Annotated in this window: 27 protein-coding genes; 12 read left to right on the top strand and 15 right to left on the bottom strand. The window is 65.5% G+C overall.

Annotation, left to right across the window (positions count from 1 at the left end):
* Nucleotides 1-183: 183 nt before the first annotated feature.
* From C7455_RS14515 to C7455_RS14475, 9 genes are all read right to left on the bottom strand, one after another.
* The gene (locus tag C7455_RS14515) at nt 184-441 is read right to left on the bottom strand and encodes a hypothetical protein (protein WP_109669402.1); all 258 of its coding nucleotides are present in this window, start codon (nt 439-441) and stop codon (nt 184-186) included.
* A gap of 110 nt (nt 442-551) precedes the next feature.
* Nucleotides 552-851 (bottom strand): hypothetical protein, encoded by a 300-nt coding sequence (locus C7455_RS14510; RefSeq protein WP_109669400.1) that lies wholly within the window; start codon nt 849-851, stop codon nt 552-554.
* Between the two features lie 559 nt (nt 852-1,410).
* On the bottom strand, nt 1,411-2,157 hold the full coding sequence (locus C7455_RS14505) for a metallophosphoesterase (protein ID WP_109669399.1): 747 nt from the start codon (nt 2,155-2,157) through the stop codon (nt 1,411-1,413).
* Nucleotides 2,154-3,827 carry an ABC transporter permease gene (locus C7455_RS14500; RefSeq protein ID WP_109669397.1) on the bottom strand — a complete coding sequence of 558 codons (1,674 nt, stop codon included), beginning with the start codon at nt 3,825-3,827 and terminating at the stop codon, nt 2,154-2,156. The genes C7455_RS14505 and C7455_RS14500 overlap by 4 nt, the downstream gene beginning before the upstream one ends.
* Nucleotides 3,828-3,837: 10 nt before the next feature.
* On the bottom strand, nt 3,838-4,791 hold the full coding sequence (locus C7455_RS14495) for an ABC transporter substrate-binding protein (protein ID WP_109669396.1): 954 nt from the start codon (nt 4,789-4,791) through the stop codon (nt 3,838-3,840).
* Nucleotides 4,785-5,897: an ABC transporter ATP-binding protein gene (locus tag C7455_RS14490; RefSeq protein ID WP_211315494.1), complete on the bottom strand. Its 1,113-nt coding sequence runs from the start codon at nt 5,895-5,897 to the stop codon at nt 4,785-4,787. The genes C7455_RS14495 and C7455_RS14490 overlap by 7 nt, the downstream gene beginning before the upstream one ends.
* Nucleotides 5,898-6,046: 149 nt before the next feature.
* A complete protein-coding gene (phnE, locus tag C7455_RS14485; RefSeq protein ID WP_109669394.1) occupies nt 6,047-6,838 on the bottom strand; it encodes a phosphonate ABC transporter, permease protein PhnE in 792 nt (263 codons plus the stop codon).
* Nucleotides 6,835-7,620, bottom strand: a complete 786-nt coding sequence (locus tag C7455_RS14480; RefSeq protein ID WP_109669392.1) for a phosphonate ABC transporter ATP-binding protein — start codon at nt 7,618-7,620, stop codon at nt 6,835-6,837. The genes phnE and C7455_RS14480 overlap by 4 nt, the downstream gene beginning before the upstream one ends.
* A gap of 91 nt (nt 7,621-7,711) precedes the next feature.
* On the bottom strand, nt 7,712-8,596 hold the full coding sequence (locus C7455_RS14475) for a phosphate/phosphite/phosphonate ABC transporter substrate-binding protein (protein WP_109669391.1): 885 nt from the start codon (nt 8,594-8,596) through the stop codon (nt 7,712-7,714).
* A 267-nt stretch (nt 8,597-8,863) separates the two neighbouring features.
* Between C7455_RS14475 and C7455_RS14470 the strand changes: the two genes are divergently transcribed.
* Genes C7455_RS14470 through C7455_RS14450 form a run of 5 tightly spaced genes read left to right on the top strand, consistent with a single transcriptional unit; the run spans nt 8,864 to nt 13,418 of the window.
* Nucleotides 8,864-9,718 (top strand): hypothetical protein, encoded by an 855-nt coding sequence (locus C7455_RS14470; RefSeq protein WP_245904344.1) that lies wholly within the window; start codon nt 8,864-8,866, stop codon nt 9,716-9,718.
* Nucleotides 9,719-9,729: 11 nt separating this feature from the next.
* Nucleotides 9,730-10,626 (top strand): hypothetical protein, encoded by an 897-nt coding sequence (locus C7455_RS14465; RefSeq protein ID WP_245904343.1) that lies wholly within the window; start codon nt 9,730-9,732, stop codon nt 10,624-10,626.
* 5 nt (nt 10,627-10,631) lie between these two features.
* The gene (locus C7455_RS14460) at nt 10,632-11,498 is read left to right on the top strand and encodes a glycosyltransferase family 2 protein (protein ID WP_146200007.1); all 867 of its coding nucleotides are present in this window, start codon (nt 10,632-10,634) and stop codon (nt 11,496-11,498) included.
* A gap of 19 nt (nt 11,499-11,517) precedes the next feature.
* On the top strand, nt 11,518-12,222 hold the full coding sequence (locus C7455_RS14455; protein ID WP_109669388.1) for a class I SAM-dependent methyltransferase: 705 nt from the start codon (nt 11,518-11,520) through the stop codon (nt 12,220-12,222).
* Nucleotides 12,222-13,418, top strand: coding sequence for a glycosyltransferase family 2 protein (locus tag C7455_RS14450; protein WP_109669386.1), 1,197 nt, complete (start codon nt 12,222-12,224; stop codon nt 13,416-13,418). Before C7455_RS14455 ends, C7455_RS14450 begins: the two co-directional genes overlap by 1 nt.
* Here C7455_RS14450 and C7455_RS14445 read toward each other — a convergent pair.
* Together C7455_RS14445 and C7455_RS14440 are read right to left on the bottom strand one after the other, a co-directional pair.
* Nucleotides 13,415-13,849: a DUF1178 family protein gene (locus C7455_RS14445; protein ID WP_109669384.1), complete on the bottom strand. Its 435-nt coding sequence runs from the start codon at nt 13,847-13,849 to the stop codon at nt 13,415-13,417. The two genes, C7455_RS14450 and C7455_RS14445, sit on opposite strands and share 4 nt — an antisense overlap.
* 46 nt (nt 13,850-13,895) lie before the next feature.
* Complete coding sequence (locus C7455_RS14440) at nt 13,896-14,390, bottom strand: NUDIX hydrolase (RefSeq protein WP_245904342.1); 495 nt, start codon at nt 14,388-14,390, stop codon at nt 13,896-13,898.
* A gap of 150 nt (nt 14,391-14,540) precedes the next feature.
* On the opposite strand from C7455_RS14440, the gene C7455_RS14435 reads away from it, so the two are divergent.
* From C7455_RS14435 to C7455_RS14415, 5 genes are all read left to right on the top strand, one after another.
* Entirely contained in the window at nt 14,541-15,011 is a 471-nt protein-coding gene (locus C7455_RS14435; RefSeq protein WP_342767639.1) for a glutathione peroxidase, read from the top strand.
* Complete coding sequence (locus C7455_RS14430; protein WP_109669380.1) at nt 15,008-16,147, top strand: acetoin utilization protein AcuC; 1,140 nt, start codon at nt 15,008-15,010, stop codon at nt 16,145-16,147. Before C7455_RS14435 ends, C7455_RS14430 begins: the two co-directional genes overlap by 4 nt.
* A gap of 85 nt (nt 16,148-16,232) precedes the next feature.
* Entirely contained in the window at nt 16,233-16,418 is a 186-nt protein-coding gene (hemP, locus tag C7455_RS14425; RefSeq protein ID WP_109669378.1) for a hemin uptake protein HemP, read from the top strand.
* 116 nt (nt 16,419-16,534) lie between these two features.
* Nucleotides 16,535-17,368 carry a GAF domain-containing protein gene (locus C7455_RS14420; protein WP_146200006.1) on the top strand — a complete coding sequence of 278 codons (834 nt, stop codon included), beginning with the start codon at nt 16,535-16,537 and terminating at the stop codon, nt 17,366-17,368.
* Nucleotides 17,369-17,370: 2 nt separating this feature from the next.
* On the top strand, nt 17,371-17,685 hold the full coding sequence (locus C7455_RS14415) for a hypothetical protein (RefSeq protein WP_109669375.1): 315 nt from the start codon (nt 17,371-17,373) through the stop codon (nt 17,683-17,685).
* 73 nt (nt 17,686-17,758) lie between these two features.
* Here C7455_RS14415 and C7455_RS14410 read toward each other — a convergent pair whose 3' ends face one another.
* A complete protein-coding gene (locus C7455_RS14410; protein WP_109669373.1) occupies nt 17,759-19,270 on the bottom strand; it encodes an NAD(P)(+) transhydrogenase (Re/Si-specific) subunit beta in 1,512 nt (503 codons plus the stop codon).
* 19 nt (nt 19,271-19,289) lie between these two features.
* On the bottom strand, nt 19,290-20,864 hold the full coding sequence (locus C7455_RS14405) for a Re/Si-specific NAD(P)(+) transhydrogenase subunit alpha (protein WP_109669540.1): 1,575 nt from the start codon (nt 20,862-20,864) through the stop codon (nt 19,290-19,292).
* A gap of 208 nt (nt 20,865-21,072) precedes the next feature.
* Here C7455_RS14405 and C7455_RS14400 point away from each other — a divergent pair, with 208 nt between their 5' ends.
* Nucleotides 21,073-21,834, top strand: a complete 762-nt coding sequence (locus tag C7455_RS14400; RefSeq protein WP_109669372.1) for an SDR family NAD(P)-dependent oxidoreductase — start codon at nt 21,073-21,075, stop codon at nt 21,832-21,834.
* A gap of 163 nt (nt 21,835-21,997) precedes the next feature.
* Complete coding sequence (locus tag C7455_RS14395; RefSeq protein WP_109669370.1) at nt 21,998-23,284, top strand: DUF3422 family protein; 1,287 nt, start codon at nt 21,998-22,000, stop codon at nt 23,282-23,284.
* 133 nt (nt 23,285-23,417) lie between these two features.
* Here C7455_RS14395 and C7455_RS14390 read toward each other — a convergent pair whose 3' ends face one another.
* Together C7455_RS14390 and C7455_RS14385 are read right to left on the bottom strand one after the other, a co-directional pair.
* A complete protein-coding gene (locus tag C7455_RS14390) occupies nt 23,418-25,037 on the bottom strand; it encodes an AMP-binding protein (protein WP_170119092.1) in 1,620 nt (539 codons plus the stop codon).
* Nucleotides 25,030-25,425: a D-galactarate dehydratase gene (locus C7455_RS14385; RefSeq protein WP_109669368.1), complete on the bottom strand. Its 396-nt coding sequence runs from the start codon at nt 25,423-25,425 to the stop codon at nt 25,030-25,032. The genes C7455_RS14390 and C7455_RS14385 overlap by 8 nt, the downstream gene beginning before the upstream one ends.
* Nucleotides 25,426-25,481 lie beyond the last annotated feature (56 nt).

The following is a 25,481-nucleotide window of genomic DNA, read 5'->3' as shown; positions in this document are numbered from 1 at the left end:
TCGGGCATGTGGGAAAGCTGTTGATTCGCGGGTGTCGGTGGTGTGGCACTCGATGCGCCGGAACGTGGAACAGTTTCATAAAGACGACTTTCAATGCTGCCATCCGACCGGTGACCGCCGCCTGTCGGATGTGCCGCCGGCGAGACCGCGCCCGACCGGCGCGCACCATCTCCGATCGGCTTGTCACAGGTCGCACCAAGGTTTGTCCGGAACAGGATGTATCATCTGCACCATCAGGGATGGACGCAGCCGCAAGATTGCCTTGGCATCCAAGGCAATCATGATCACAGCCGCCCCGGTCGAGGCCAGATGACCGTGCAGACGGCCCAAACGCTCCCGCGCAAGCCCGATCTGGTCGGGCGATTGCCGTTGGATGGACCCCGTGCCCGCATCGGTGACGTCTGGCACGCCCGCCGCGATTGCGGACTCGTATCCGGACACATCGCCAACAGTTCCTGTGCCCGGCCCTGCGATGACCTGCCGGGGCCTGCCCGATGCATGGGCAGGTATCCCCTGGCCAAAGTCAGACCCAAGGATCCAGGCATCCGAGATCAGGCCGGGCAGACCCGACCGAAAGATGGGAACCGCGCCGCCGCATCGATGATGAAGGCGCGCGCCCGCAAAAAGGCCTCGGAGACGGTCATCCAGCGGATTTCATGTCTGTCGCGGTCCTTTCGCCCGTGCATCATCGACTTGCGCAGCCCGCGCAGCAGTAGCTCCAGCGCCTCGCGCTGCATCGCGATCTTGTCGTGACGGCCCGCTATCTGCGCCCAGGCGTCGCTGGCTGGGGCGATTTCGTCCAACAGGAATGCGGTCGGGATGTCGGTCTGGATCCGCTTGAAGTATTTCATTTGTGGACCAATCTTGGGTTCGGGTTGCGATGACCCCAAGATTTGCCCCTCTGTCCGAGCCGGTCCTGCCGCGTCCTTGAACGGCAGGTGAACGGCGCGCCGCGCCCGGTTCATGATCGGCGGATGCGCTGGACTTGGCTCCGTGGTGCAAGGCAATTTTGAGCCAGTCGCGATGCCATCCCTTGATGGGGCGGCACGCGAGAAAGAGACGGCAGGGGAAGATCTTCACGAGAATTGCAGCGCTCACACTCGTGATGACGGCCATGTCGCCGCGCGTCTTGGATGCGGCATCGGTGGCCCACGATGTGGCCTTGGCCCCTCGGGCGTCCGCAGCCTCCCCGGGCGTCGTGGAGGTTTCACGCGTCTTGCACCTGCCGCATGGGTCCGATGGGCTGATCCTGTAGGGCGCCGACCCGCTGCCGACCGGTTGCGCCACGTCCGGGGCCCTTCGGCTCAAGGCCAAGCGCGAGCGTCATCCGACGCGGTTCCCGGCTGCGGATCGGCGTCTGCCTCGCCCCTTGTGCCGTTCAGCTGTGCCTTGCCGCAAGGGGACACCGGATCATCCCAAGGCAACCTGATGACTCACAAGCGCCCCTGACCGCAGCTGGTGAAGCTCGTAGCCCGGTCCCGTGCCGACAGGCCGATGCGGCGTCTTGCCGGACAGCGACAGGCTGAGCCCATGGCCGATGGCCGTGCATGTGCTGGCGGGAAGGCCGGCCCAGAGTGTCTGCATCCCGCGGTGGCTGTGGCCGGCGATGATCTTGCACACGCGGCTGCCCGACAGGCAGGACGCGAGCGCGTCGGCGCCGGCAAAGCCCGAGGCGTCGAGATGCGGGGCATGCGTCGGAAAGGGCGGATGGTGGAGAGCCAGCAGCACCGGTGCGCGGGCCTCCGCCAGCACCGCGGACAACCAGTCGAGCCGTGCCTCATCCACGCCGCCGCCCCCACCCGGCAAGTTGCTGTCCAGCCCGATCAGCAGCACCTCGCCCACTGGTTCCACAAAGCTGAGGTGATCGGGCACATAAGGCGCCCATCCGCCAAAGGCCGCCCGGAATTCCACCATACGGTCATGATTGCCGGGCATCGGCAAAAGCCGGACCGGGGCCTGACGCAGCAGCGGCAGCGCATGGGCGTAATCGCGTGCGCTGCGGTCGATGATGTCGCCGGACAGAACGATGGCGTCAGGGCGGATATCCATGGCGGAAATCGCCGCAAAGGCCCGCTGCATCGCCTGCGCCGGGTCGTGGCACGGATCGGCCCCGTCGCTGCGCAGATGGGGATCTGTGATCTGGACGATCAGGCTCATAGCAAGGACCCCCGCCGCCCCATCAGGCTCAACACGATCAGCGGCAGCGCCGTGGTGATCAGGATGGTCACAAAGGCCATCGCCATGCCCAGTCCCACCGATCCCTGTTCGAACTGCCGCCAGATATAGGTCGAGATGGTGGAAACCCCGACCGGCGCGATCACGACCGAGGCGACCAGTTCCCGCGTTGCCACGGCAAAGACCAGCAGCATCGCCGCCAGCAGGCTTGGCGCGATCAGCGGCAGCAAGATGCGCCGGAAGGCGGTCAGCGAAGACGCGCCCGAGACGCGCGCCGCCGCCTCGAGGTTGTCGCCGATCTGGTGGAAGGCGGCGGTGGCATAGCGCACCGGCTGGGGCAGAAGGATGCAGCAATAGGCCAGCAGCAAGATCAGCGACGTGTTGTAGGGCGTGATCGGCAGCCACGGCTGGTTCCACGCAAGGATCAGCCCGACCGCGACCACGATGCCCGGCAGAGAGTTGGGCAGGATCGTCAGAACATCGAGCACCCCGCGACCCCGCGCGCGCGATTTCACCACCGCATAGGCCGACAGCGCCCCCAAAAGGCCGGTGATGAGCGCCGCGCCGACGCCGAGCGACAGGCTGGTGCTCAACGCCTTGAGCGCCCCGGTCGTATCGCCGAGGATCGCGGCGAAATGCCGAAAGCTCAGGTTCGACCACGCCAGCCCGCCGGAAATGGTCCGCGACAGGGCGGTTGCAAGGATCGCCAGCAGCGGCAGGATCGTCGCGACGAAGGCCACCAGAGCAAACAGGGCGAGGACGGGAAAGGTCCAGACGCCAAGCTCGCGCTTGGACGTGTCTTGCGGCTTGCCCGTCGTCGCCTCGTAGGAGCGACGGTTGAGAACCCAGCGTTGCAACAGGAACGCACAGAAGGACAAGATCACGAGGATCAGCGACAGGATGGCGGCACCGGGCAGGTCGATGGGCCAGTCGGACACGCGCAGGTCGATGGCGGTCACCAGAACGTCAAAGCCCGCGCGGCGGCCAAGGGCTGCGGGGGTGCCGTATTCCTCGATCGCCATGGCGAAGACGAGCAGCAGGCTGGCGGCAAGGCCCGGCGTCGACAGCGGCAGGGTCACGCGCCAGAACGCGCGGGCGGGGGTGGCGCCGAACAGGCGCGCGACGTCCGCATAGCGGGAGCCTACGGTTTCCACCGTGCGCGAGACCGCGAAATAGACCACCGGAAAGGTGTTGAGCGTCATCACGAAGACGATGCCGGGCAGCGAGAACAGGAACGAACCAAGGTCGAAACCTGCAAGCTGGAACAGATAGCCGCGCGGCTGCAGCGTCATGATCCAGCCCAACACGGCGATATAGGGTGGGATCATGAAGGGGATCAGGAACATCACGTCCCAGATCGCCGCACCGGGCACACGGAACAGGGCGCGGGCGATGGCCAGCGGCACGGAGACCACGGCCGACAGCACCACCACGCAAAACCCCAGCAGCAGCGTGTTGCCCGCCATGCCGATCAGCGCCGCATCCCCGAGCGCGCCCGCAAAGGCCGAGAACGGCGCGGCGAAGGAGCCGCGCCCAAGCGTCGGAAAGATCGCCTGCAGCACGATCGCAAGGAACGGGACAGCCACGACGATGGAAAGCCCCACCGCCGCAAGCGCGACGGTGGGGCTGATCGCGGCACGGCTTTTGGCCATGCGGGGCGCCTTACTGCGCGAAGGCGCCGGCGAAGGCGTCCAGCGTCTCGGCGCGCGCGCCATAGACGGCCTCGGCGTCGATCGGCAGGATCGTAAGGTCAGCGATCAGCGCGCGATCCGCCGCCACGTCGGCGCGGGCAGGCATCAGGTTCTGCGCGGCGACGATGGCCTGACCGGCATCCGACAGCACATAGTCGATGAAGGCCTGCGCGTCGGTCTGGTTGTCGGACCAGTTCAGGATCATCATCGGGCGCGGCGCGATGACCGTGCCGCTTTCCGGAAAGATCACCTCGATCGATTCACCGGCAGCCATGTTGTTGAGCGCGATATAGTCGACCGCGCCGAACACGGCGGCCTTGGCCCCCTGAAGCACGGGGTTCAGCGCCTCGGCATTGGCACCCGCGACGATGGCGCCATTGGCGGCGAGGCTGTCGAACAGCTCGATGCCGCTGGTGGCCATGAGCGCCGCGACCAGTTCGAACGCCGAGCCCGACTGCGCCGGATCGGGAAGGTTCACGAGACCCTGAAACTCGGGCGCGGTCAGATCGGACCATTCGGTCGGACGCGGCGTGCCCGAGGTCGGGTTCCAGGCGATGGCCAGTGCCGCCACGCCCTGCGCGACGGCGGTGTCGGTCTGCAAGAAATCAGGCACGGTGGCCGCATTCGGGCTGGTGTAGGGCGCGAGCCAGCCACGCTCCGCGAAGTCGGTCGCGGTGTCCCACGAAGCGGAGATCAGCACATCGACCACCGGGTTGGCGGCCTCGGCCTCGATGCGGGCCATGATGTTGCCGGTGGTGGCCTGGAAGAACTCGATTGCGATGCCGGTTTCTTCGGTGAAGCCAGCCGCGAGTTGTTCGATCAGCCCGGCGGGGCCGGCGGTGTAGACGGTGACATCAGCGAAAGCGCTGGTGGCAGCCAGAAGGCTGACGGTGGCGACGCTGGCACGAAGCGTGGTCTTCAACATGATCTTGTCTCTTTCAAGGGGTGTGGGGACTGCGCGGGAAACCAACGCAGCCGGTCGGAGAGGAGGGTCAACCCGATGCGGTCTCCGATCCGCATGCGGGTATTGCTGGCGATCTGGACAGTCTGGACCGGGGCGGTATCGGCCAGCCTGACGGTGATCGCATAGGCGGTGTCGCGGTACTGAATGGCGATAACATCGCCGGTCAGGGTGGCACCCGCGGCATCCGCCACCACAAGGGCACGGGGCGTGACAAGCACATGCGCCATCGCGGAGGCGGGCCCCCCCGTGAGGCCCAGCGGATGCTGGCCCAGATGCCAGTCCTCGGCCACGCGCCGCAGCGTCAGCACCGCCCCGAGCCGCAGGAATTCCGCAACCTTCGGAGAGGCCGGATGCTCGACAAGATCCTCGGGGGCCGCCAGTTGGGCAATCTCGCCCGCGTCCATCACCGCGACCCGGTCGGCCAGCGTCAGCGCCTCGGACTGGTCATGGGTCACATAGATCGCCGTCAGCCCCAGATCGCGGATCAGGGCGCCCAGTTCGGCCACCATGGTTTCCCGCAACTCGCGGTCGAGGTTGGACAGGGGTTCGTCGAACAGCACGATCCGCGGCTCGCCGACGATGGCCCGTGCGATCGCCACCCGCTGCTGCTGGCCGCCCGACAGCGCAGAGGGGCGGCGTGCGGACATCTCGGCCAGACCCACCCGGCTCAACGCCGCCATGACGCGGCGGTCACGCTCGGCGCGGCCCACCCCCGCCATTTCGAGCGGGAAGGCGACATTGCCCGCAACACTCAGATGCGGCCAGAGCGCGTAATCCTGAAACACCATGCCCAGACCGCGCCGCTCGGGCGGAACAAGAACGCCTTGCCCCGCCACCTGCCGCCCGTCGATGAATATGTCGCCCCTGGTCGGGGCGAGCAGTCCGGCCACCAGACGCAAAAGGGTCGTCTTGCCGCAACCGGACGGACCCAGAAGGGCCAGCGTCTGACCCCTGTTCAAGCCGAGGTCGATCCCGCGCAGCACGTGTGTCTGACCGTAGCTCAGCGACAGGGCGCGTGTGGCGATGGCGTGCTGCGCCTCGCCTGCCGATGGTGTGTCCTGTCTCACGGCTGTCCCCGTCCCTTGCAGACCTGCGGTTACCCGGACGGGATGACGGTTTGATGACAGCCTTTTGCGCCGGGTCGGCGGGCAAGCCGGGCCGGGGCCGTGCGCCTTGATCGACGGTGCGCGACGCCCCTGCCCGCCCCTTGCGGGTGTCAGATGATCCGCTTGCGGATGCTCGAGGAGATCTGTTCGAACACGATGACCACGACCAGTATGACAAGGATGATCGCTGCGGCCTGATCGTAGCGGAACAAGCGCATCGCGGTGGACAGTTCCACCCCGATCCCGCCCGCGCCCACCAGCCCGAGCGTGACCGCCGAGCGGATCGCCTTTTCCACGCTGAACAGCGATGTCGCGGTCATCGAGGCGAAGCTTTCGGGCAAGATGGCGCCGAAGATGACCGATAACCGGCCCGCCCCCGTCGAGGTCAGCGCCTCGGACGGGCCCTTTTGAACCTCTTCGAAGCGTTCGGAATAAAAGCGCGCGGCAAAACCGATCGTGTCCATGATGATGGCGAGAATCCCCGCAAGCGGCCCCAGCCCGACGGTCACCACGAAGATCAGCGCCCAGATCAGATCGGGAATGGTCCGCGAGACCGAGATGACGAACCGCGCAAGGACGCGCACGACCGCGTTCGGCGCGGTGTTGCGCGCCGATAGCAGCGCCAGAGGGATTGAAAAAAGGCAGCCGAAGGTGACGCCCACGATGGCGATGTTGAGCGTCTCGAGCATGGCATCGGCGATGTTGGGCGCGCGCGAGAAATCCGGCGGCACAGCCTGTCCGATGAAGCGCACAAGGTTGCTGGCCCCGCGCACCAGCCGGTCAAGCGAGATTTCCGAGGCGATGAGACCCTGGATGAAAAAGGCCGCGAAGCCCACGACCAGCACCCAAGCCAGCGCCGAGGGCGCGCGAAAACGCGGGGGGATGCGGCTGCTCTCGCTCATGCGGCGTCTTCCTGTGGCTGGGCATCGACGCGGGTCATGCCGACGTAAAGTGTGTTCAGGTGCAGGGGATCGATGTCGGCGATGGCGGCGTCGATCTCGACCCGTCCGGCCTTCATTCCGATGATGCGGTCCGCATATTCCCGCGCCAGATCAAGCTGGTGCAACGTGCAAAGCATGCTCAACCCTTCCTCGCGCACGATCCGCCACAACAGGTCCAGCACCTCGCGCCCGGCCTTGGGATCAAGGCTTGCGATGGGTTCGTCGGCGATCACGACCTTGGGGGCCTGCATCAGCATGCGCGCGATGGCGACGCGCTGCTGCTGGCCGCCCGAAAGCTGGGATGGGCGGTGCTGCGCGCGGTCGGCCATGCCGACCCGTTCGAGACAGGCCATCGCGCGCGCGCGCTCCTCGGTCGATGCCGTCAATCCGAGGCAAGACAGGAGCCCAAGACGATGCCGCCCCATCGCCCCAAGAAGGACGTTTTGAAATGCGCTGAGTTGCGGCACCAGATTGAATTGCTGAAACACATAGCCCATGCAGCGCCGGATGCGGCGCAGATCGACCCTCGAGGCATCCGCCAGGCTGTCGCCATGGATGCGGATGCGGCCCGACTGCAGTTTCTCGAGCCCGTTCAGGCTGCGCATAAGGGTTGATTTCCCGCAGCCATTTGCCCCGAGCAACACCACACCTTGACCGGCGGGGATATCGAAGGACACGCCGCGCAGGACCTGCAGGTCGCCGTAGCTGACCCGCACGTCCTCACAGGTAATGGCTGAACTCATCGTCGGCTCCTTGCGTGAACGTCCGGTGCAAATAGGAAACGGGCGGCCTGTCCCAATGGATGGCCGCCCGCCTGTGACGGATCGGTGAGGATCAATCGTCCAGCGCGATGCCTGCAACCTCGTAGGCTCTGCGCACGACGTCGTAGATGGCCGGGTCGGTGTCGAAGGACATGTAGGCGTCGCGTTCGATGAACTTGTCGGCGTTGCGCTCGGTCGAGGTCAGGCTGTTCCACAGCGCATCCGCGTTTTCGGACAGCGTGGCGCGCAGGGCGTCACGGCAATCTTGCGGCAGGGTGGCGCGCATCACCACCGGATCACCCGGCAGGGTGTCGGTCTGCGCCAGCAGGCGGTATTCGGTATCGGGATCTTGCTCGCGCACGGCATCCCAGTCAGAATTGCCGCCGCCCATCGCATCGACATCGCCATTGATCAGCACCTGGACGCGCGCGTCGCCTGCCATGATGATCTCGACGTCGTTTTCCGGATCGAGCCCTGCTTCGGCCATCAGCATCATCGGGAAGATATGCCCCGAGGTGGAGCCCACATCCTTGAGCGCCACGCGGCGACCGGCCAGATCGGCCAGCGTCTGGATGTCACTGTCGGCCCGCACGACAAAGCTGGAGCCGTAATGCGGACGCACGATGGAGAACAAGATGTCCATCTCGGTCAGTTGCTGGAACAGCACGAATTCAGAGGGGCCTGCAAAGACGAAATCGACCTCGTCGAACTGCAGGGCGGTGCCTGCGGCGGTCCGGTTGGACAGCGAGAAGAGCGCAAGCTCGACGCCGGTCAGCTCTTCGAAGGTTTCGGCGAAAGGGCCGAAGGCTTCGGTCAGATCACCCATGCCCTCGATGCCGGTATCCGCCATCCGCAGGGTGGCAGGGCAAGCGTCGGCCACGGATTGCGCAGTGGCTGCACCAGCGAAAAGGACGGCCGCGACGGCAAGAGGTGCTGCGGTGAAGTGAAGTCTGCGCATGTGTCGGTGTCTCCCGGGTTGAACACTCCGGGTCGCCTATCAAGGCATCATGACACATCCATGACGGTCAGAGGGGGGACGCCAAGGGTTTGGAGACACCTCAGCCACAGGCCTTTGCGGCATGCAGCCGTGCGCCCGGTCGCGACACCCCGCACCCCCGAAGCATCCGCCGCTGACACCCGTGCACCCCCGCAACACCCCCCTTTGCCTGTTCCCGGAAATCCTTTGCCTTGATCTTCGAAACAGGCGACAACGGATCAACGAAAGATGCGGACCAACCCGCGCTGTTTCGAGCAGGAAAAGGGCATGCCAGTGGAACTGAACCGTCGACCCGTGGCCTCTCTCTGGATCGGGGAAAAGCTGCAGTATCTCAACCAGCTTTGCCTGAAATCCCACCTGCGCCACGGCCATCCGGTGACGCTTTATTGCACCGACAATGTCCAGAACGCGCCCGAGGGCGTCGTGGTCCGCCCCGCCTCCGAGATCATGGACATCCCCATGGACATCGTCGAGGAGACCTCGGCCAGCTTCCTGTCCAACGTCTTTCGCTACAAGATGATCCGTGCCACCGGTGCGATCTGGATCGACTGCGACGCTTTTTGCCACAGGCCCTTCCCCGATGAATGGGAATGGATCTTTGCCGGTCACGGTATGCGCGGCGCACTGAACTGCGGGGTCGTGGGCCTGCCGCAACACTGCGAACTGATGGACCGCCTGCTCGACTATTACGACAATCTGCCCGACGCCCCGCCATGGTGGAACAAGCAGCAGCGCAAGAAGCTTGAAAAGCAAAAGGATGCGCCCCACGCGGTCAAGATCTACCGCACCGAGCGCACCGCCTTCGGCCCGCAGGCCTTTACCTATTTCGCCCAGCAGACCGGCGACTACGAGCGCGCGATGACGCCTGACGTGCTCTACCCCGTGCCCTTCCAGCTCAATGACATCTTCTACGACCCCCATGGCCGGGTGGAGGGTTGGTTCACGGAGGCCACCACCTCCGTCCATCTCTACACGAACGGCACCAAGCCCTGGTGGCGGCGCAACGTGCCGCTGGAAAACTCCTACGCGTGGCGCATGTGCCAGGAGGTCGGCATCGACCCCGGCCTCGCGCTGGAAGACTGAGGGGGCGGATCATGACGCCCTCGCTCACGCTTTTCTTCGTGGTGGAACCGCCGACCTACCAGTATATCGCGTGCTACCTTGCCGCCTCGATCCGTCAGCATCTCGACGCTGAGGTCCAACTCGTCGGCTACTGCCCTGCCCACCGGATGGAGGAGCTGGACCCCGCCGTCACCGAAACGCTGCGCCGGATGCGCTGCGAGGTGCGGCCGATGGTGACCGAAGGCGTGTTCGACCCGGCCTATCCGCACGGCAACAAGATCATCGCCTGCCTTCAGCCCCGCGACACCCAATGGTCCGGGTTCATGGACAGCGATATCCTTGTTATGGCCGCCCATGACATCACCCGCCTGCTCAAGCCCGGCCATGTCACCTGCTCGCCCGCCGCCTCGATCCTGTGGGCGCCCGCCGATCTTTGGGAAACCGTCTACGGCAATTTCGGTCTGCCCGTACCGGAAGAGCGGATCACCCTGATGCGCGACCGCCGCCGTCAGGTGGTGCCCTATTTTTCCTCTGGTTTCGTGCTTTTCCCAGAGGATAGCGGGTTTGCCGGGGTCTGGATGGACACGGCACAGAGCCTCGACCGTGTCGAAAAGCTCGTACCCCACCGCCGCCCCTACCTCGACCAGATGAGCCTGCCGGTGGCGATCCGGCGCGCGGGGATGGCGTGGAACGAACTGGAAGAGAACGACCACTACATTCTCGGCGGGCGATTGCGCGGCAAACCCTTTCCGCGCGACCGGGCCATCACCGCCGTTCACTACCGCAAATGGGAGGTGCTGGAAGAGGCGGGGCTGGCCAATGACGGCTATGACGGGCTGAAGGCGCAAGTCGGCGTCAAGCGCATCCGCCGCATCTTCGACGTGCCCCCGCCCGACGGCATTGCTGCCACCGATACGACCCAAGGATGAGCGCGATGGGCAAATCCCTCGTCGCCGCCATGACGCATGTCCGGCACGAGGGGTTCTTTTTGGAAAAGTGGATCGCCCATTACGGCGCGATCGTCGGACGCGAGAACCTCTTCGTGGTCATCGATGGCGAGGATTGGCAGCCGTCCGTTGACCTGACCGGCATACAGACCGAGGTTCTGACGGACGCGCCACGCGAACGGGCCGACAACGACAGTTTCATGGCCCGCAAGATGTCGAGCCGCGCCAATGACCTTTTGCGCGAGCGGTATCGCTACGTGATGCGGATGGATGTCGACGAATATGTCGTGGTCGATCCCGCGACGGGGCTGGATTGGCAAGCAGCGCTCGCCGAAGTGGATGAGGCCGGATACCTCTTTGCCACGGGCGTCGACATGATCCAGTCGGGGGACGAAAGCTCTCCCATCGACCGCACCGCCCCGATCCTGTCGCAGCGGCGGCACGGCTATGTGACGCCGCCCTATTCCAAGCCTTTCGTCATCTCGCGCCACGCCAACTGGGCCAATGGCGGACATCGGCTGCTGAACCTGCCGGTCAAGATGACGGGCAATTTCATCTTGTTCCACCTCGCGCTGGCGGACACGCAAGTCGCCGAGGACCGGATCATGGCGCGCGGCGGGCGCGACCAGCACCGCTCCATGCGCAAGCACCAGTTCGGCCGCTTGCGCATGATCGGCGAGATCGACCCTGCGACCGCCCTGCCCTTCGACGCGGCGCGCGACATTGCACTGGCCGAATTTCCCGTCGACAAGCAGGGCCGCCCTGCCGCCCGCCCCAAACCGCCACGTCACCCCGCCGCGACCGACCGCGGCTTTCCGGTGATGGTGCCCGACCGCTTCGCCGGTCTGCTCTGAGCTTCGAGAGGACCAACCCATGGGCATCAGCATCAACATCGCGCTGCAACTGGCCTATATCGCACCGCTGGTGAAGGAGTGCAGGAACGGCATCATGCTGGGCCGCCAGAAGATGCATTTCAACCCGCCCGGCTGGACCGACCGGCTGATCAAGAAACTGTCGCGGCTGGGGATAGAGGCAACACCCCAGGACCTGTTTCAGGAAGACGGGTTCTGCGAGGCCTATCTCAAGACCATCGGCTGGCCGAAACTCGAAAGCCTAGATTTCTCGGCGATCGAGGGGGCGGAACATGTCCATGACCTCTCCGACCCCGTGGGCGACGACCTCAAGGACCGTTTCGAGCTGATCTATGACGGCGGCACGACCGAACATGTCTTCGACATCGCGCAAAGTTTCCGCAACGTCGATGCGATGCTGAAAGAGGGCGGCATCTTCGTCTCCTGCGTCGGCACGGACGGCTGGTATGGCCATGGCTTCTATCAGGTCGGCCCCGATATCCCGTGGCGCTACTGGCATGCCTCGCTCGGCTATGAGGTGCTGGGCTGCTGGACACTCTCGCGCAAGGGGACGGAGCGGCCATCGCGCGTGCCCGACCCGACCGAGCGGCGCCGGGGCGCCGAAAAACGCTTCGAGGTGCCGCAGTTCCTGTTTTACGTCGTGCAGAAGAAACACCGTGACGGGCCGCCGAAACCGGTGATCCAGAGCCATTACATCAATTACTGATGGCCCGCGCCACGATCTTGTCGATGATGAAGGACGAGGGGCCGCGCCTGCTGGAATGGCTGGCCTACCATCGGCTGATCGGGTTCGATGCGGTCTGGGTCTACACCAACGATTGCCGTGACGGCAGCGATGCGATTCTCGACCGGCTCGACGCCCTTGGCCTCTGCCGGCACCTGCGCAACGTCGTGCCGCCGGGCAAGAAGCCTCAGCCACACGCGCTGAGCCTTGCCGAGAAGAACCGGGCGCTGTTCGACACAGACTGGCTTTTGGTGAGCGACGCGGACGAGTTCTTGCATGTGAAGACCGGCGACGAGACGCTGGCCGCCTTGCTGGACGCTTGCCCGAATGGAACCGAGGGCGTGGCGATCAATTGGCGCATGATGGGGTCGAACGGGATCGGGTCGTGGTCCCCCGACCCGGTCTTGCCGCAGTTCACCCGCGCAGCACCCGAGGATTTTCGTCGTGGCTGGGGGGTCAAGACGCTGTTCCGGCCCTACCGCCATGTGAAACTGGGCATTCACCGTCCCGGCGTGAAGGGCGGTAAGGAGAACCCCGAGCGGCTGGCCGGGTTCATGGCACAGGCGTGGGTCAACGGGTCGGGCCAGCCGATGCCACCCAGTTTCATGGCGGATGGCTGGCGCGGGTCTGCGGCGACAGTGGGCTATGCCCTAGCAGAAATCGCCCATTTCGCGGTGCAAAGCCGCGAGGCGTACCTCTTGCGCGGCGACCGGGGCAACGTGAACCTCAAGCAAGACAAGTATGACGCGACCTATTTCGCCGTCTTTGACCGCAACGAGGTGGCCTTGCCGGGCCTGTCCACGTGGTCTGCGCGGGTTGCGGCGCTGGTCGCGGACTGGCTGACCGACGACACCCTCAACCGTCTGCACGAGGCCAGCCGCGACTGGCACGCCGCGCGGCTTGGCCAGTTGCGCGCCACCCCCGGCTTTGCAGCGCGGATGGACCAACTCGCCCGCGCCGCCGACACGCCGATATCCGCGCTTGACGACGTCTTGTTCGTGCAGCCGCTCGCGCCGGCAGGCAAGGCGCTGGTGGCCCAGATGCGCGCGCGCGGCCTGCCCGACGCGGTCATCGCCCGCCAGATCGCGGCCCGCGTGGCGGCACTGGAGGCCGAGCGCGACGCCCGCGAGGCGGCACAACTGCGCGCCATGGGCGTGACGCCCGCAAACGGTTTCTAGTTCGTCTTGTCGGGCGGCAGGATCGGCAAGGGGGCGATGGCAATGCCCTCCTCGATCAGGGCGCGCGCCTCCTCGGGGGCGGCCTCGCCGTGGATCGGGCGGGCATCGGCCTCGCCCAGATGCATTGCGCGGGCCTCGGAGGCAAAGCGCCCGCCCACATAGGTGGAGTTTTTCGCCAGATGCTCCTTCAGCACCCGCAGCATCTGCTCGGCCGGATGGGCGGGCTCGGACAGCGGTCGGGCCGGTAGCGGCGCCTCGGGCGCATCCGTGCCCGCCACGCGCGGCGCCATCAGCGCCTTGGTCACCTCGCTCCCGCCGCAGATGGCGCAGGACACAAGGCCCTTTGCCGCCAGCGCGTCATAGGCGGCGGCAGACTGGAACCAGCTGTCGAAGCTGTGGTCTTGCGAACATCTGAGGGCGTAACGGATCATCGTCGTGCCAAACTATGCGGTCGCGGGCCGGGTTCAAGCGGTGCCGTCATCGCAGGCGTTCGGGATCGAAGGTCTCGATCATCTGTTTCAGTTCCACCTCATCGACGCGCTGCGCGGCCTTCCTGCGGCTCATCCACTTGGTCCGGCGTTGGCCCGCCTCGGGAAACACCTCGTCGATCTGCGAGATTTCCATGGCAAAGACCAGAACCACGCAGGGGATCGACAATTCCTCGTCCAGCCATTTGGAATAGGAATAGAGGCCCAGCACCGTGTCATGCACCCGTCCGCGCAACCCCGCCTCTTCCCAGGCCTCTTGTGCCGCGGCCTCGGCCGGGCGCAGGCCGTCCATCGGCCAGCCCTTGGGGATGATCCAGCGCCCGGTGTCGAGCGAGGAAATCAGCAAGATCTCGACATCACCCTTCTTCTTCACACGGAACGGCAGCACGGCGAATTGCGTCCGCGTCTCGCGCTTGGCTGCGGCGGGAATGCGCAGGGGTGCCTGAAGGATGGGTTTGCGGGCCATGACGTGGCGGTATGCCATGCCGCACCCTGCCTTGCCAAGCCCGGCTTGACGGGGCGTGCCCGGGCCATACCTGTGCGGCACCCGACCGATGGAGCCTGTCCGATGCACCGCCGCTGCCTGTTCGCCGCCCTTGCCGCTCTGCCCCTGACGATGCTTGCCCGACCATCCATGGCGCAGACAACCTTCAGCTTCGACTCGATTGACGGCGGGCGCTACGACATGGCGGCGTGGCGCGGGCGGCCGGTTCTGGTGGTCAACACCGCGTCGCTGTGCGGCTACAAGCCCCAATATGACGAGTTGCAGGCCCTGCACGAAGAATACGGGCCGCGCGGGTTGGTGGTACTGGCCGTGCCGTCCGACGACTTCCGGCAGGAACTGGCCAGCGATGCCGCGGTTGCAGAGTTCTGCGAGGTGAATTTCAACCTCACACTGCCGATGACCACGATCACGCCGGTGCGCGGCACGAATGCCCATCCCTTTTATCGCTGGCTGCGCGAGGCGCATGGTTTTGCGCCCGCTTGGAATTTCAACAAGGTGCTGCTGGACGGCGACGGGCGCGTGGTGGGCACATATGGGTCGAACACCCGGCCCAACAGCCGCACCATCCGCCGCGAGATCGAGGCGCGGCTGGGCGCGTGAGCCTGCCCCTCTTCCTCGGATCCGAGATCTACCGCGGGTCAAGCTATGGCGACTGGCATCCTCTGCGTGTGCCGCGCGTGTCGACCGTGATGGATCTGGCCCGCGCCATGGGCTGGCTTCCGGCGGCGCAATACCTGACCAGCCCACGTGCCAAGCCGCAGGCCCTGACGATCTGGCACACGCCCGACTATGTCGCGGCACTGGAACGGGCCGAGGCCGATCAGGCCGTCAGCGAGGCCGTGCGCGCGCGACATGGCCTTGGAACAGTTGCCAATCCGATCTACACAGAGATGTTCCGCCGCCCCGCCACCGCCGCGGGCGCCTCGCTGCTGGCGGGGGAGTTGCTGGCACAGGGCGGCATGATCTACCATCCCGGCGGGGGCACGCATCACGGTTTTCCCGACCGGGCGGGCGGGTTTTGCTACCTCAACGATCCGGTGTTGGCGATCTTGTCGCTGCGCCGTGCGGGAGCCGCGCGCATCGCCTATGTCGACATCGACGCGCATCACATGGACGGCGTGCAGCACGGGCTGGCGGGCGATCCGCAGTCGCTGCTGATCTCGGTGCATGAGGAAAAGCGTTGGCCCTTCACTGGCACGCTCGACGATGACGGCGGCGGCAATTGTCTGAACCTGCCGGTGCCGCGCGGGCTCAACGATACCGAAATGGCAGCGATCCGCGACCGGCTGATCCTGCCTGCACTTGCCGCCTTCGCCCCCGACGCCATCGTCTTGCAATGCGGCGCCGATGCCGTGACCGAGGACCCGCTGTCGCGGCTGACGCTGTCCAACAACGCGCATTGGGACGTGGTGCGCGGGCTGATGGCGCTTGGCTGCCCGAGGTTGCTGGTGCTGGGCGGCGGCGGCTACAACCCGTGGTCGGTCGGGCGCCTCTGGACCGGGGTCTGGGCCACGCTGAACGGTCACGAGATCCCAGATCGCCTGCCGGACACGGCCGAAGGCGTGCTGCGATCCTTGCGCTGGGAAAGGCCGCCGCAGGCCGGGCGCATCCCACCCGAGCACTGGTTCACCACGCTGCGTGACGCGCGCCGTCCGGGGCAGCTCCGGACCGAGGTCGCGGACCGCCTCGCACTACTCGCCCAACGACCCGCGGCGCGGGGCATTATTCCTGAGTGAAAGACTCTGGAATTGACATATCCGATTCTTTTTGTCACCTTTCTGGGTAAGACCACCCCGCGCAACAGCAACCCGGAGCCCCGCTATGAGCTTTCACGGACAGATCACCGACCCCGCCGACGCCCATCGCACGGCGGCCCCCGCACGCACCTTGCCGGTCTACGACGCCCGCCGCCTGACCGACGGCGACGGCACCGCGACCATCGTGCTTGACGACAAGGCCTACCAGCTGCGCATCACGCGGGCGGGCAAACTGATCTTGACCAAATAGCACGACCTTGTGGCGGGGTATGTCTACCCCGCCACAAGGCCGGGCCATTCCGACGCAGGCGCTAAAGGCTTCTCGTTTCGCACCGTTCAACGGGCGGAGCATCACAGGAGACCTTTGTGGAACGTCCAGACTTCAAACCAGCCCGTTTGCCGACGAACGAGGACAGCCGCCTGTCCGCCGTGCGGCGTACCGGCCTCATGGGCAGTCAGGCGCTGGCGCGCTTTGAGATCTACACCCGGCTTTTCAGACACATCGCTGGCGTGCCCGTTTCCTACACCGGGCTTCTCGACGAGGCGCGGCAGTATTTCCTGTCCGAGAATTTCACCGGATGCCTGACCGGCGCGACCGAAGTGGCGCGAGAAAACACCGTTTGCCAGCATGCGCTGCTGGATACAAAACCCTTCGTCGTGCCCGACATGCGCCTTCATCCCACTTTCGAGGCGCATCCGCTGGTCACATCCGACCCGCATTGGGTGTTCTGGGCCGGTTTCCCGCTGGTGACGCAGGAGGGCTACATCCTCGGCACGATATGCGCGGTGGATTTCGTGGCCCGTGACCTGACGGCCGAACAGCTTGATCTGCTGACCGGTGTCGCAGCCGATCTGACCCTGTCGATCCAACTGCAGACCGACCATCAGGAACGGGTGGCGGGCGCATGCGACGCGGTGCTGGCATCGCTTCAGGGCGCAGGAGTTCAGGGGCTGACGGCGGCGCGCGGCTTCTTCAGCCTGTGTCGCGAGCTTCCGGTCACACCGGAGCAGGAGGCCCAACTGCTGGCCACTGGCCTTGCCACCAGATCCGATGGGCAACTGTTGCTGAGTGCGGCGGGCAACACGCTCAAGACCGGGCATGGACTTGGCCCTGCCGAATACAAGACCAGAACCTCCCCACTGAGGGATACGGACATGCTGGATGCCATGTTCGACATGATCACCGAGGCGGAGGGCTGACAATGTATTCGCGGATCTTCACATTCTGCTTCCAGTCCCTCGACGCGGCCAAGATCGGTGTCGGGCACCTGTCGACGGAAATCGGCGGGGCCATAGCGCAGGCCAATATCGCCAGCCTCAACATCCTTCTGCACAAGGAAGGCAAGGTCACGATGGTCGTGCGCTTCGACAGCCTCGAGGACATGAACCGCTTCACCCAGGAACAAAGCCGGGTGCTGGCGGGCATTCAAGATGTCTTCAAGCTGCGCGAGATGACACAGAACACCGCGGTGTCGGTCTATGTCTTTAACCGCGAAGCGGCGACGACGATCGCCTGACAGACCATGGCACTCCGCAAAAACGGAACAGGGCCCCCACGGGGGCCCTGTGCATTTGCGGCAGCCGGTTGGCTCACCCGATCTTGGGCAGCAGCTCGTCCAGCGATTTCTTGGCGTCGCCGTAGAACATCCGCGTGTTCTCCTTGAAGAACAAAGGGTTCTCGATGCCCGAATAACCGGTGCCCTGCCCGCGCTTGGACACGAAGACCTGCTTGGCTTTCCACACTTCCAGAACCGGCATGCCGGCGATGGGGCTGTTGGGGTCGTCTTGTGCGGCGGGGTTCACGATGTCGTTCGAGCCGATGACGATCACCACGTCGGTCGAGGGGAAATCTTCGTTGATCTCGTCCATCTCGAGCACGATGTCATAGGGCACCTTGGCCTCGGCCAGAAGCACGTTCATGTGCCCCGGCAGACGGCCCGCGACGGGGTGGATGGCAAAGCGCACGGTCTTGCCCTGCGCCCGCAGCTTGCGGGTCAGTTCGCTGACCGATTGCTGCGCCTGCGCCACGGCCATGCCGTAGCCCGGCACGATCACCACGCTGTCGGCCTCGTTCAGCGCGCTTGCGACACCATCGGCGTCGATGGCGATCTGTTCACCCTCGATCGCCAGCTGGTCGCCCTTGGCCGCGCCGCCGAACCCGCCGAGGATGACGGAGACAAAGCTGCGGTTCATCGCTTTGCACATGATGTAGGACAAGATCGCGCCCGACGAGCCCACCAGCGCGCCGACCACGATCAGCAGGTCATTGCCTAGGCTGAAGCCGATCGCCGCCGCCGCCCAGCCCGAGTAGCTGTTCAGCATCGAGACGACCACGGGCATGTCCGCGCCGCCGATCCCCATGATCAGGTGATAGCCGATGAACAGGCCCAGGATCGCCAGCAGCACCAGCGCCCAGCCGCCCGCTCCGGTGAGGTAGAGCACCAAAAGCAAGGCAGACCCGGCCGCAGCGGCGGCGTTCAGCATGTGACCGCCGGGCAGTTGCTTGGCAGCCGTGTCGATCTTGAACGGCAGCATGCTCGATGCGCCCGACAGTTTGCCATAGGCGACAACCGACCCGGTGAAGGTCACGGCACCGATCCAGACGCCCAGCACCAGTTCGACGCGCAGGATGCCGATTTCCACCGCCGTCTTCTTGCCGATCAGTTCGGCGAAATTCGACAGCGTGCCCAGAAGGGCGTAGGCCTCGGTCGACAGCGGCCCCTGCGGCTGCGGAAAGGGCAGCCCCGTCTCGCCGAAGACGGCGGCGACATTGCCGATCTCGATATGGGCGTTCAGGCCGACGAAGACGGCGGCCAGACCCACGAGGCTGTGCATGATCGCCACAAGCTCGGGCATCTGGGTCATCTGCACCTTGGTCGCCAGCTGGTAACCGACGGCCGCACCGCCCGCGATCAGGATCAGCGACATCAGCCACAGGCCCGAGCCCGGCCCGACCAGCGTCGCCACGACGGCAATGGCCATGCCCGCGATACCGTACCACACGGCACGCTTTGCGCTTTCCTGCCCCGAGAGGCCGCCCAGCGACAGGATGAAGAGCACGCCCGCGACCGCATAGGCCGCAATGGTGAATCCGAAATCCATGTGTCCTACCCCTGCCCGCTCAAGATTTCTGGAACATGGCGAGCATGCGCCGTGTCACGAGGAAGCCGCCAAAGATGTTGACGGAAGCCATGAAGATGCCCAGCGCCGCCAGCACCGTGATCAGCACCGAGCTTGATCCCACCTGCATCAACGCACCAAGGATGATGATCGAGGAAATCGCGTTCGTGACCGCCATCAGCGGCGTGTGCAGCGAATGGGCGACATTCCAGATCACCTGGAAGCCGATGAAGACCGACAGCACGAAGACGATGAAATGCTGCATGAAAGAGGCGGGCGCGATCAGGCCCACACCCAAAAGCAACGCGCCACCCACAGCCAGAAGCGTGATCTGGTTCTTGGTCTGCGCCTTGAAGGCCGCCACTTCGGCCGCGCGCTTTTCCTCGGGCGTCAGCTCCTTGGGCTTCTCGCGCTTTTGCACCGCGATAGCCGCGACCTTGGGCGGCGGCGGCGGGAAGGTGATCGCGCCCGCGAAAACGGCCGTTGCGCCACGGATCACGTCATCTTCCATGTTGTGCACGACCGTTCCGTCCTTGCCGGGCGTCAGGTCGGTCATCATGTGGCGGATGTTGGTGGAATAGAGCGTCGAGGATTGCGCCGCCATCTTGCTGGGGAAATCGGTGTAGCCGATGATCACCACGCCGTTGTCGGTGACGATCCGCTCATCCGCCTTGGTCAACTCGCAGTTGCCGCCGCGCTCGGCCGCAAGGTCGATGATGACCGAACCGGGCTTCATCGCCTCGACCATGTCCTTGGTCCAAAGCTTGGGCGCGGGCCGTCCGGGTATCAGCGCGGTGGTGATGACGATGTCCATCTCCGGCGCGATCTCGCGGAACTTGGCCAGCTGCTTGGCCTGGAACTCCGGGCTTTGCGGCGGCGCATAGCCGCCCGTCGCCGCCCCGTCGGGCAGTTCGTCGGCCGAGAACTCGAGGAACACGAATTCCGCGCCCATCGATTCGATCTGCTCGGCCACTTCTGGCCGCACGTCGAAGGCATAGGTGATGGCACCGAGGCTGGTGGCCGTGCCGATGGCGGCCAGACCCGCGACGCCCGCGCCCACGACCAGCACCTTGGCGGGCGGAACCTTGCCGGCAGCGGTCACCTGACCGGTGAAGAAACGGCCGAAATTGTTGCCCGCCTCGATCACCGCGCGGTAGCCCGCGATATTGGCCATGGACGACAGCGCGTCCATTTTCTGAGCGCGTGAAATCCGCGGCACCATGTCCATGGCGATGATGTTGGTCCCGGCCGCCTTGGCCGTTTCCATCAGCTTTTCGTTCTGGCCCGGATAGAAGAACGAGATGACCAGCTGGCCCTCGCGGAATTTCTTGGCCTCGGCCGTGGTCGGCGGGCGCACCTTGGCGACGATGTCGGCGTCTTTCCACAGGGCGGCGGCGGTCTTGACCACTTCGACGCCCGCGGCCTCGTAGGCGGCATCGGTGAAACCCGCGGCCTGACCGGCGCCAGTCTCGATCACGCAGTCATATCCAAGCTTCTGCAGCTGCAGCGCGCTGTCGGGGGTCATCGCCACCCGTGCCTCGCCCGCCTCTATCTCCTTCGGAGCGCCTATTTTCACTGTCATCCCCTCTTCGACATGGCCGTGTCCCGAAGCCCCATAGCAACACAAGCCGCCGTCCACAACTGGGCAAGGCGCGACAGTTTATTGCGCATGCCACGGCATACAGTTTGTGAAACTTTCGGCAATGCCCCTACGTGACCCAAGGTCGGCTTGCGCCGCGCCCTGCGTAGGTTAGGCTGACCCGGCAAGGGCCGGAGGGCAGGACATGGAACACGCAGGACGGCACGCGCTGGTCACGGGCGGCGGCACCGGCATCGGGCTGGATATCGCGCGGGCGCTGGCCGCCAGCGGGGCCGAGGTGACGATCACGGGGCGCGATCTGGCGCGGCTGGAAGCGGTGGCAAACGAGACCCCGCGCCTCTATCCGCTGCACATGAACGTCGACGACGAGGCCTCGGTCCGGGGTGGCATTTCGGCCGCCGCAGCGGAACGCGGGCCCATAGCGATCTGCATCGCCAACGCAGGCATCGCCGAAGCCATGCCGTTTCCCAAGGAAACGCTGGCGCATTGGCGCCAGATCATGACCACGAACCTCGATGGCGTTTTCCTGACGCTGCAAGCCGCGCTGGCGACACTGGCCCCGGACGACTGGGGCCGGATGATCGCCATCTCCTCGATCGCGGGTGTGCGGGGCTTGAAAGGCGGCAGCGCCTACACGGCCTCCAAACACGGCGTGATCGGACTGGTCCATGCCCTGAGCGAGGAATACATCGGCGGCCCCGTCACCTTCAACGCGGTCTGCCCCGGCTATGTGGACACCCCCATCGTCACCCGCAACGCCACCGAGATCGCAAAGCGGCAGGGCATATCGGAAGCCGAGGCGCGGGACTATTTGGCGCGCGGCAATCGCCACAAGACCCTGCTTGAAACCGATGAAGTCACGGGCGCGGTGATGTGGCTGTGCTCCAATGCTGCGCGCAGTGTGAACGGACAGTCGATCCAGATCGCGGGCGGTCAGGTGGCATAAGGGCAACGCACAATGCCGCAGCGCAGCAAAAAACCCTGACTTGTCCGGACCTTGGCGGCCCGTATGCCGTGGCATCCCGGCAAGCCCCCAATTTTGTTGCTTTTTTTCGGTTTACTCTGGCGGCCAAGTGCTTATCTGCTGACGCAAACCTTCAGGACCCTGCGTGATGCCCATCGAAGACCACCCGCTGCGCTACCGTCTCGCCAACGAGCTTCATGCGCGCCCCTTTCCCAATGTGTCCTCGCCCGCGCAGGCGATCTTTCTGGCGATCAAGCAGCCCAAGGATGCCGCCAAGCGCGACCGGGGCCTTGACCGGGCGCATCTGCTGGCGCTGCTCGACCGGTTCGGGGCGGATCATCCGGCACCTGACGCCACGCATTTCTTCGGCGATCTGGGCAAATTCCGTCTCAAGTGGGAACAGCACACCGAATTCGTGACTTACACGGCTTTTCTGCCCGCCAATGACGCGCGCCCCTTCGACCCCGCCGCATGGGAGGTCTTTCCCGAGGATTGGCTGGCCAAGGCACCGGGCGTGCGTATCACCTCGGCCCAGCTGCGGATCGAGACCGCGCCCGAGGACAAGGAAGACATCGCCGAAAAGCTGGCAGAATGGATGGTGCCCGAAAGCCTTGCGGTCAGCCATGTGCTGGACGCAACCGCCGTGATTGCCGGTGATTTCCGGATCGACAGCCATGGCCATATGCGGTTCGCCATGTTCTGCCAGCCCGGGACCGACAGCCGCCGCGTCGGCCGGATCGTGCAGCGCATCTGCGAGATTGAGACCTACAAGTCGATGTCCATGCTGGGCTTGCCGATGTCGCGCGAGATCTCGACCCGCATGGGCGAGATGGACGAAAGCCTTGCGGAACTGGTCAATGCCATGACCGGCCATCTGGCGAAACCCGACGAGACGCTGAGCCAGCTTCTGGCGATCTCGGCGGAACTTGAAAAGCTGCAGACGCAAAGCGTCTTTCGTTTCGGCGCGACCGGGGCCTATGAGGCGCTGGTCAACCAGCGGATCGAGGTCTTGCGCGAGGAGCGGTTCCTCGGGCGGCAGACCTTCGGCGAATTCATGATGCGCCGCTACGACCCGGCGATGCGCACGATCAAGGCGACCGAGCGGCGGCTGTTGTCGATGTCGGAACGCGCGATCCGGGCGGGCGATCTGTTGCGCACGCAAGTGGATGTGAACCGTTCAGCGCAGAATCAGGACCTTCTGGCCAGCATGGACCGGCGCGCCGACATGCAGCTGCGGCTGCAAAAGACGGTGGAGGGGCTGTCGGTGGTGGCGATCAGCTATTACGCGGTCAGCCTCGTGGTCTACATGATCAGCCCGCTGGCCGATCCGCTGGGGGTGTCCAAGACGCTGCTGACGGCGCTGGCCGTGGTGCCGGTGGTGGGTGCGGTCTGGTTGATGGTCCGCAGGATCCGGCAGTCGATGGAGAAGTGAGCGGTTTCGCCCGCTGACGCGGTCGACCCGTGCGAGGGGGCTGTCTGCCCCATCGGTCGCCATTGTCACTCGGACCAATGGCGTTCCAACGGCGACCCCCGAGGATATTTTTGAAACACAGAAGGGGTCAGGTTCAAGTCCGCAGGGCGCGGCGCAGGATCTTGCCGGTGGCCGTCATCGGCAGACTGTCGGCGCGGATGATTCTTCGCGGCACGCAATGAGCCGAGACGCGGTCGCGGACGAGGGTTTTCAGCGATTCCTCCATCCCCGACCAATCGGCCCCGTCGCGCAAGACGATATGGGCCACCACGATCTCGGTGCGGACGGGGTCAGGTTCACCCACCACAGCCGCCATCACCACATCGGGGTGGGTGGCCAGCGCCTGTTCGATCTCGACCGGGCCGATGCGGTATCCGGCCGAAGTGATGACATCGTCGTCGCGGGCGTGAAAGGTGATCTGGCCCGTGGCGCCTTGGGTGGCCAGATCGCCGGTGCGCAGCCAGCCATCGGTGATCTTCTTCGCCGTCGCCTCGGGCTTGTTCCAGTAGCGCAGCATCATCACCGGGTCAGGCGCGCGCACGCAGACCTCGCCCACCTGCCCCGTTCCGACCTCGCCCCGTGCATCGCGCAAACTGACGTCATGGCCCGGCACGGGCAGGCCCATCGCGCCGGGCACACGGGCCATCGGGCCGGTGCAGGCGGCAAGGACCAGATTGGCCTCGGTCTGACCGTAAAATTCATTGATCGGACAGCCCATCACCTCTCGTCCCCAGTCAAGCAGATCCGCCCCCAGCGCCTCGCCGCCCGATCCGATGGCGCGCAGGCCAAGGCCTTTGGGTGTCGGGGCCTGACGCATCAGGCGCAGGGCCGTCGGCGGGATGAAGGCGCGGGTCACGCACTCGGCGGTCATCAGGCGAAAGGCCGCGTCAGGGTCGAACTTGGCGAAGCGGTGCGCGACCAGCGGGACGCCGTAGTACAGACAGGGTAGCGCCATATCCATCAGCCCGCCGATCCAGGCCCAGTCGGCGGGCGTCCAGCCAGTGTCGCCCGGCTGGGGGAAATCGCCCAGCGCCAGTTCAAGGCACGGCAGATGCCCGAACAAGAAGCGGTGCGCGTGCAAGACGCCCTTGGGATCGCCCGTGGTGCCGGAGGTATAGATCATCACCGCCGGATCCTCGGCCGTGGTATCTGCGGGGGTGAAGCCGCTGGCCGGGGTTGCGATCAGCGCGTCGAAGGCAAGGACGGGCGCGCGCGCCTCGCCGGTGGTGATGATGGTGCGGAGATCGGGCAGATCGGTAGCCAGCGCCATCACCCGGTCGAGCGTGGCGGGGTCTGTCACGACCGCGCGTGCGCCTGCGTCTTGCAAGCGGTAGCGCAGCGCATCCGCCCCGAAGAGCGTGAAAAGCGGCAGCGACACCGCCCCCAGTTTCATCGCGGCGACATGCGTGATCAGGGCGGCTGGTGTCTGCGGCAAGAGCACGGCCACGCGGTCGCCCCGCGTGACGCCGGACGCGGCCAGCGCAACGGCCAGCCCGTCCGAAGCGCGTTTGAGCTGGCTATAGGTCCAGATCTCGCGCGCCCCATCGGCAGGGATGTGGATGATGGCAGTGCGGTCAGGCTCGGCTGCCGCCCAGCTGTCGCAGCACAGATGGGCGATGTTCATACGCGCCGGGATATCCCAGCGAAAGCCCGCCCGCAGGCTGTCCCAGTCGGTGATCCGCCCGAGCAGCCGGCGCGAGGCCGTGTCAGGCATCGCTGATGACGGTGACGGTCGGCAGTGCGGTCAGGGGGATGCCAAGTTCCTGAAACGCCTGCAAGGACAGGCGCGAGCCGGAATTGCGCGCCCCGCCCGAGGGGCGCAGCGTCAGGAACAGTTGCATTCCGTTTTCCGAGACCACGCGGCCGGGCTGTTCGCTCGTCACCAGCGGCGTCTCGATCCACAGGCCGGGGGTGGCCGCATCGCCGAGGCTGGCCACGGTAAAGCCCATGAACCGCCCCTCCCCATCGGGCAGGCCCGCGCCGGTGCCGCCCTCGACCGTTTCGGTGGGGTCAAGCGCCGTGATCTGCGGCGCGGGATCTTCGGGCGCTGTGGCGCAGGCACCCAGAGCAAGAACGGAAAGGAAAGCAATCGCGTGTTTCATGCAGCGCACCCTAGGATCAAACTTCGTCCGCTTCAACCGGCACGACGGGCTATCCC

Origin of the sequence: Roseicyclus mahoneyensis, from assembly GCF_003148775.1 — a bacterium.
GTDB lineage: Bacteria > Pseudomonadota > Alphaproteobacteria > Rhodobacterales > Rhodobacteraceae > Roseicyclus > Roseicyclus mahoneyensis.
The sequence above is the reverse complement of the archived record's forward strand: the minus strand, read 5'-3'. Positions and strand labels throughout refer to the sequence as shown.

What these genes read in the sequence shown, in the direction of transcription:
- C7455_RS14510 (WP_109669400.1), bottom strand. Translation starts at nt 851, where the DNA reads ATGAAATACTTCAAGCGGATCCAGACCGACATCCCGACCGCATTCCTG.
- C7455_RS14505 (WP_109669399.1), bottom strand. Translation starts at nt 2,157, where the DNA reads ATGAGCCTGATCGTCCAGATCACAGATCCCCATCTGCGCAGCGACGGG.
- C7455_RS14500 (WP_109669397.1), bottom strand. Translation starts at nt 3,827, where the DNA reads ATGGCCAAAAGCCGTGCCGCGATCAGCCCCACCGTCGCGCTTGCGGCG.
- C7455_RS14495 (WP_109669396.1), bottom strand. Translation starts at nt 4,791, where the DNA reads ATGTTGAAGACCACGCTTCGTGCCAGCGTCGCCACCGTCAGCCTTCTG.
- phnE (WP_109669394.1), bottom strand. Translation starts at nt 6,838, where the DNA reads ATGAGCGAGAGCAGCCGCATCCCCCCGCGTTTTCGCGCGCCCTCGGCG.
- C7455_RS14480 (WP_109669392.1), bottom strand. Translation starts at nt 7,620, where the DNA reads ATGAGTTCAGCCATTACCTGTGAGGACGTGCGGGTCAGCTACGGCGAC.
- C7455_RS14475 (WP_109669391.1), bottom strand. Translation starts at nt 8,596, where the DNA reads ATGCGCAGACTTCACTTCACCGCAGCACCTCTTGCCGTCGCGGCCGTC.
- C7455_RS14470 (WP_245904344.1), top strand. Translation starts at nt 8,864, where the DNA reads ATGCGGACCAACCCGCGCTGTTTCGAGCAGGAAAAGGGCATGCCAGTG.
- C7455_RS14465 (WP_245904343.1), top strand. Translation starts at nt 9,730, where the DNA reads ATGACGCCCTCGCTCACGCTTTTCTTCGTGGTGGAACCGCCGACCTAC.
- C7455_RS14460 (WP_146200007.1), top strand. Translation starts at nt 10,632, where the DNA reads ATGGGCAAATCCCTCGTCGCCGCCATGACGCATGTCCGGCACGAGGGG.
- C7455_RS14455 (WP_109669388.1), top strand. Translation starts at nt 11,518, where the DNA reads ATGGGCATCAGCATCAACATCGCGCTGCAACTGGCCTATATCGCACCG.
- C7455_RS14450 (WP_109669386.1), top strand. Translation starts at nt 12,222, where the DNA reads ATGGCCCGCGCCACGATCTTGTCGATGATGAAGGACGAGGGGCCGCGC.
- C7455_RS14445 (WP_109669384.1), bottom strand. Translation starts at nt 13,849, where the DNA reads ATGATCCGTTACGCCCTCAGATGTTCGCAAGACCACAGCTTCGACAGC.
- C7455_RS14440 (WP_245904342.1), bottom strand. Translation starts at nt 14,390, where the DNA reads ATGGCATACCGCCACGTCATGGCCCGCAAACCCATCCTTCAGGCACCC.
- C7455_RS14435 (WP_342767639.1), top strand. Translation starts at nt 14,541, where the DNA reads ATGGCGCAGACAACCTTCAGCTTCGACTCGATTGACGGCGGGCGCTAC.
- hemP (WP_109669378.1), top strand. Translation starts at nt 16,233, where the DNA reads ATGAGCTTTCACGGACAGATCACCGACCCCGCCGACGCCCATCGCACG.
- C7455_RS14415 (WP_109669375.1), top strand. Translation starts at nt 17,371, where the DNA reads ATGTATTCGCGGATCTTCACATTCTGCTTCCAGTCCCTCGACGCGGCC.
- C7455_RS14410 (WP_109669373.1), bottom strand. Translation starts at nt 19,270, where the DNA reads ATGGATTTCGGATTCACCATTGCGGCCTATGCGGTCGCGGGCGTGCTC.
- C7455_RS14400 (WP_109669372.1), top strand. Translation starts at nt 21,073, where the DNA reads ATGGAACACGCAGGACGGCACGCGCTGGTCACGGGCGGCGGCACCGGC.
- C7455_RS14390 (WP_170119092.1), bottom strand. Translation starts at nt 25,037, where the DNA reads ATGCCTGACACGGCCTCGCGCCGGCTGCTCGGGCGGATCACCGACTGG.
- C7455_RS14385 (WP_109669368.1), bottom strand. Translation starts at nt 25,425, where the DNA reads ATGAAACACGCGATTGCTTTCCTTTCCGTTCTTGCTCTGGGTGCCTGC.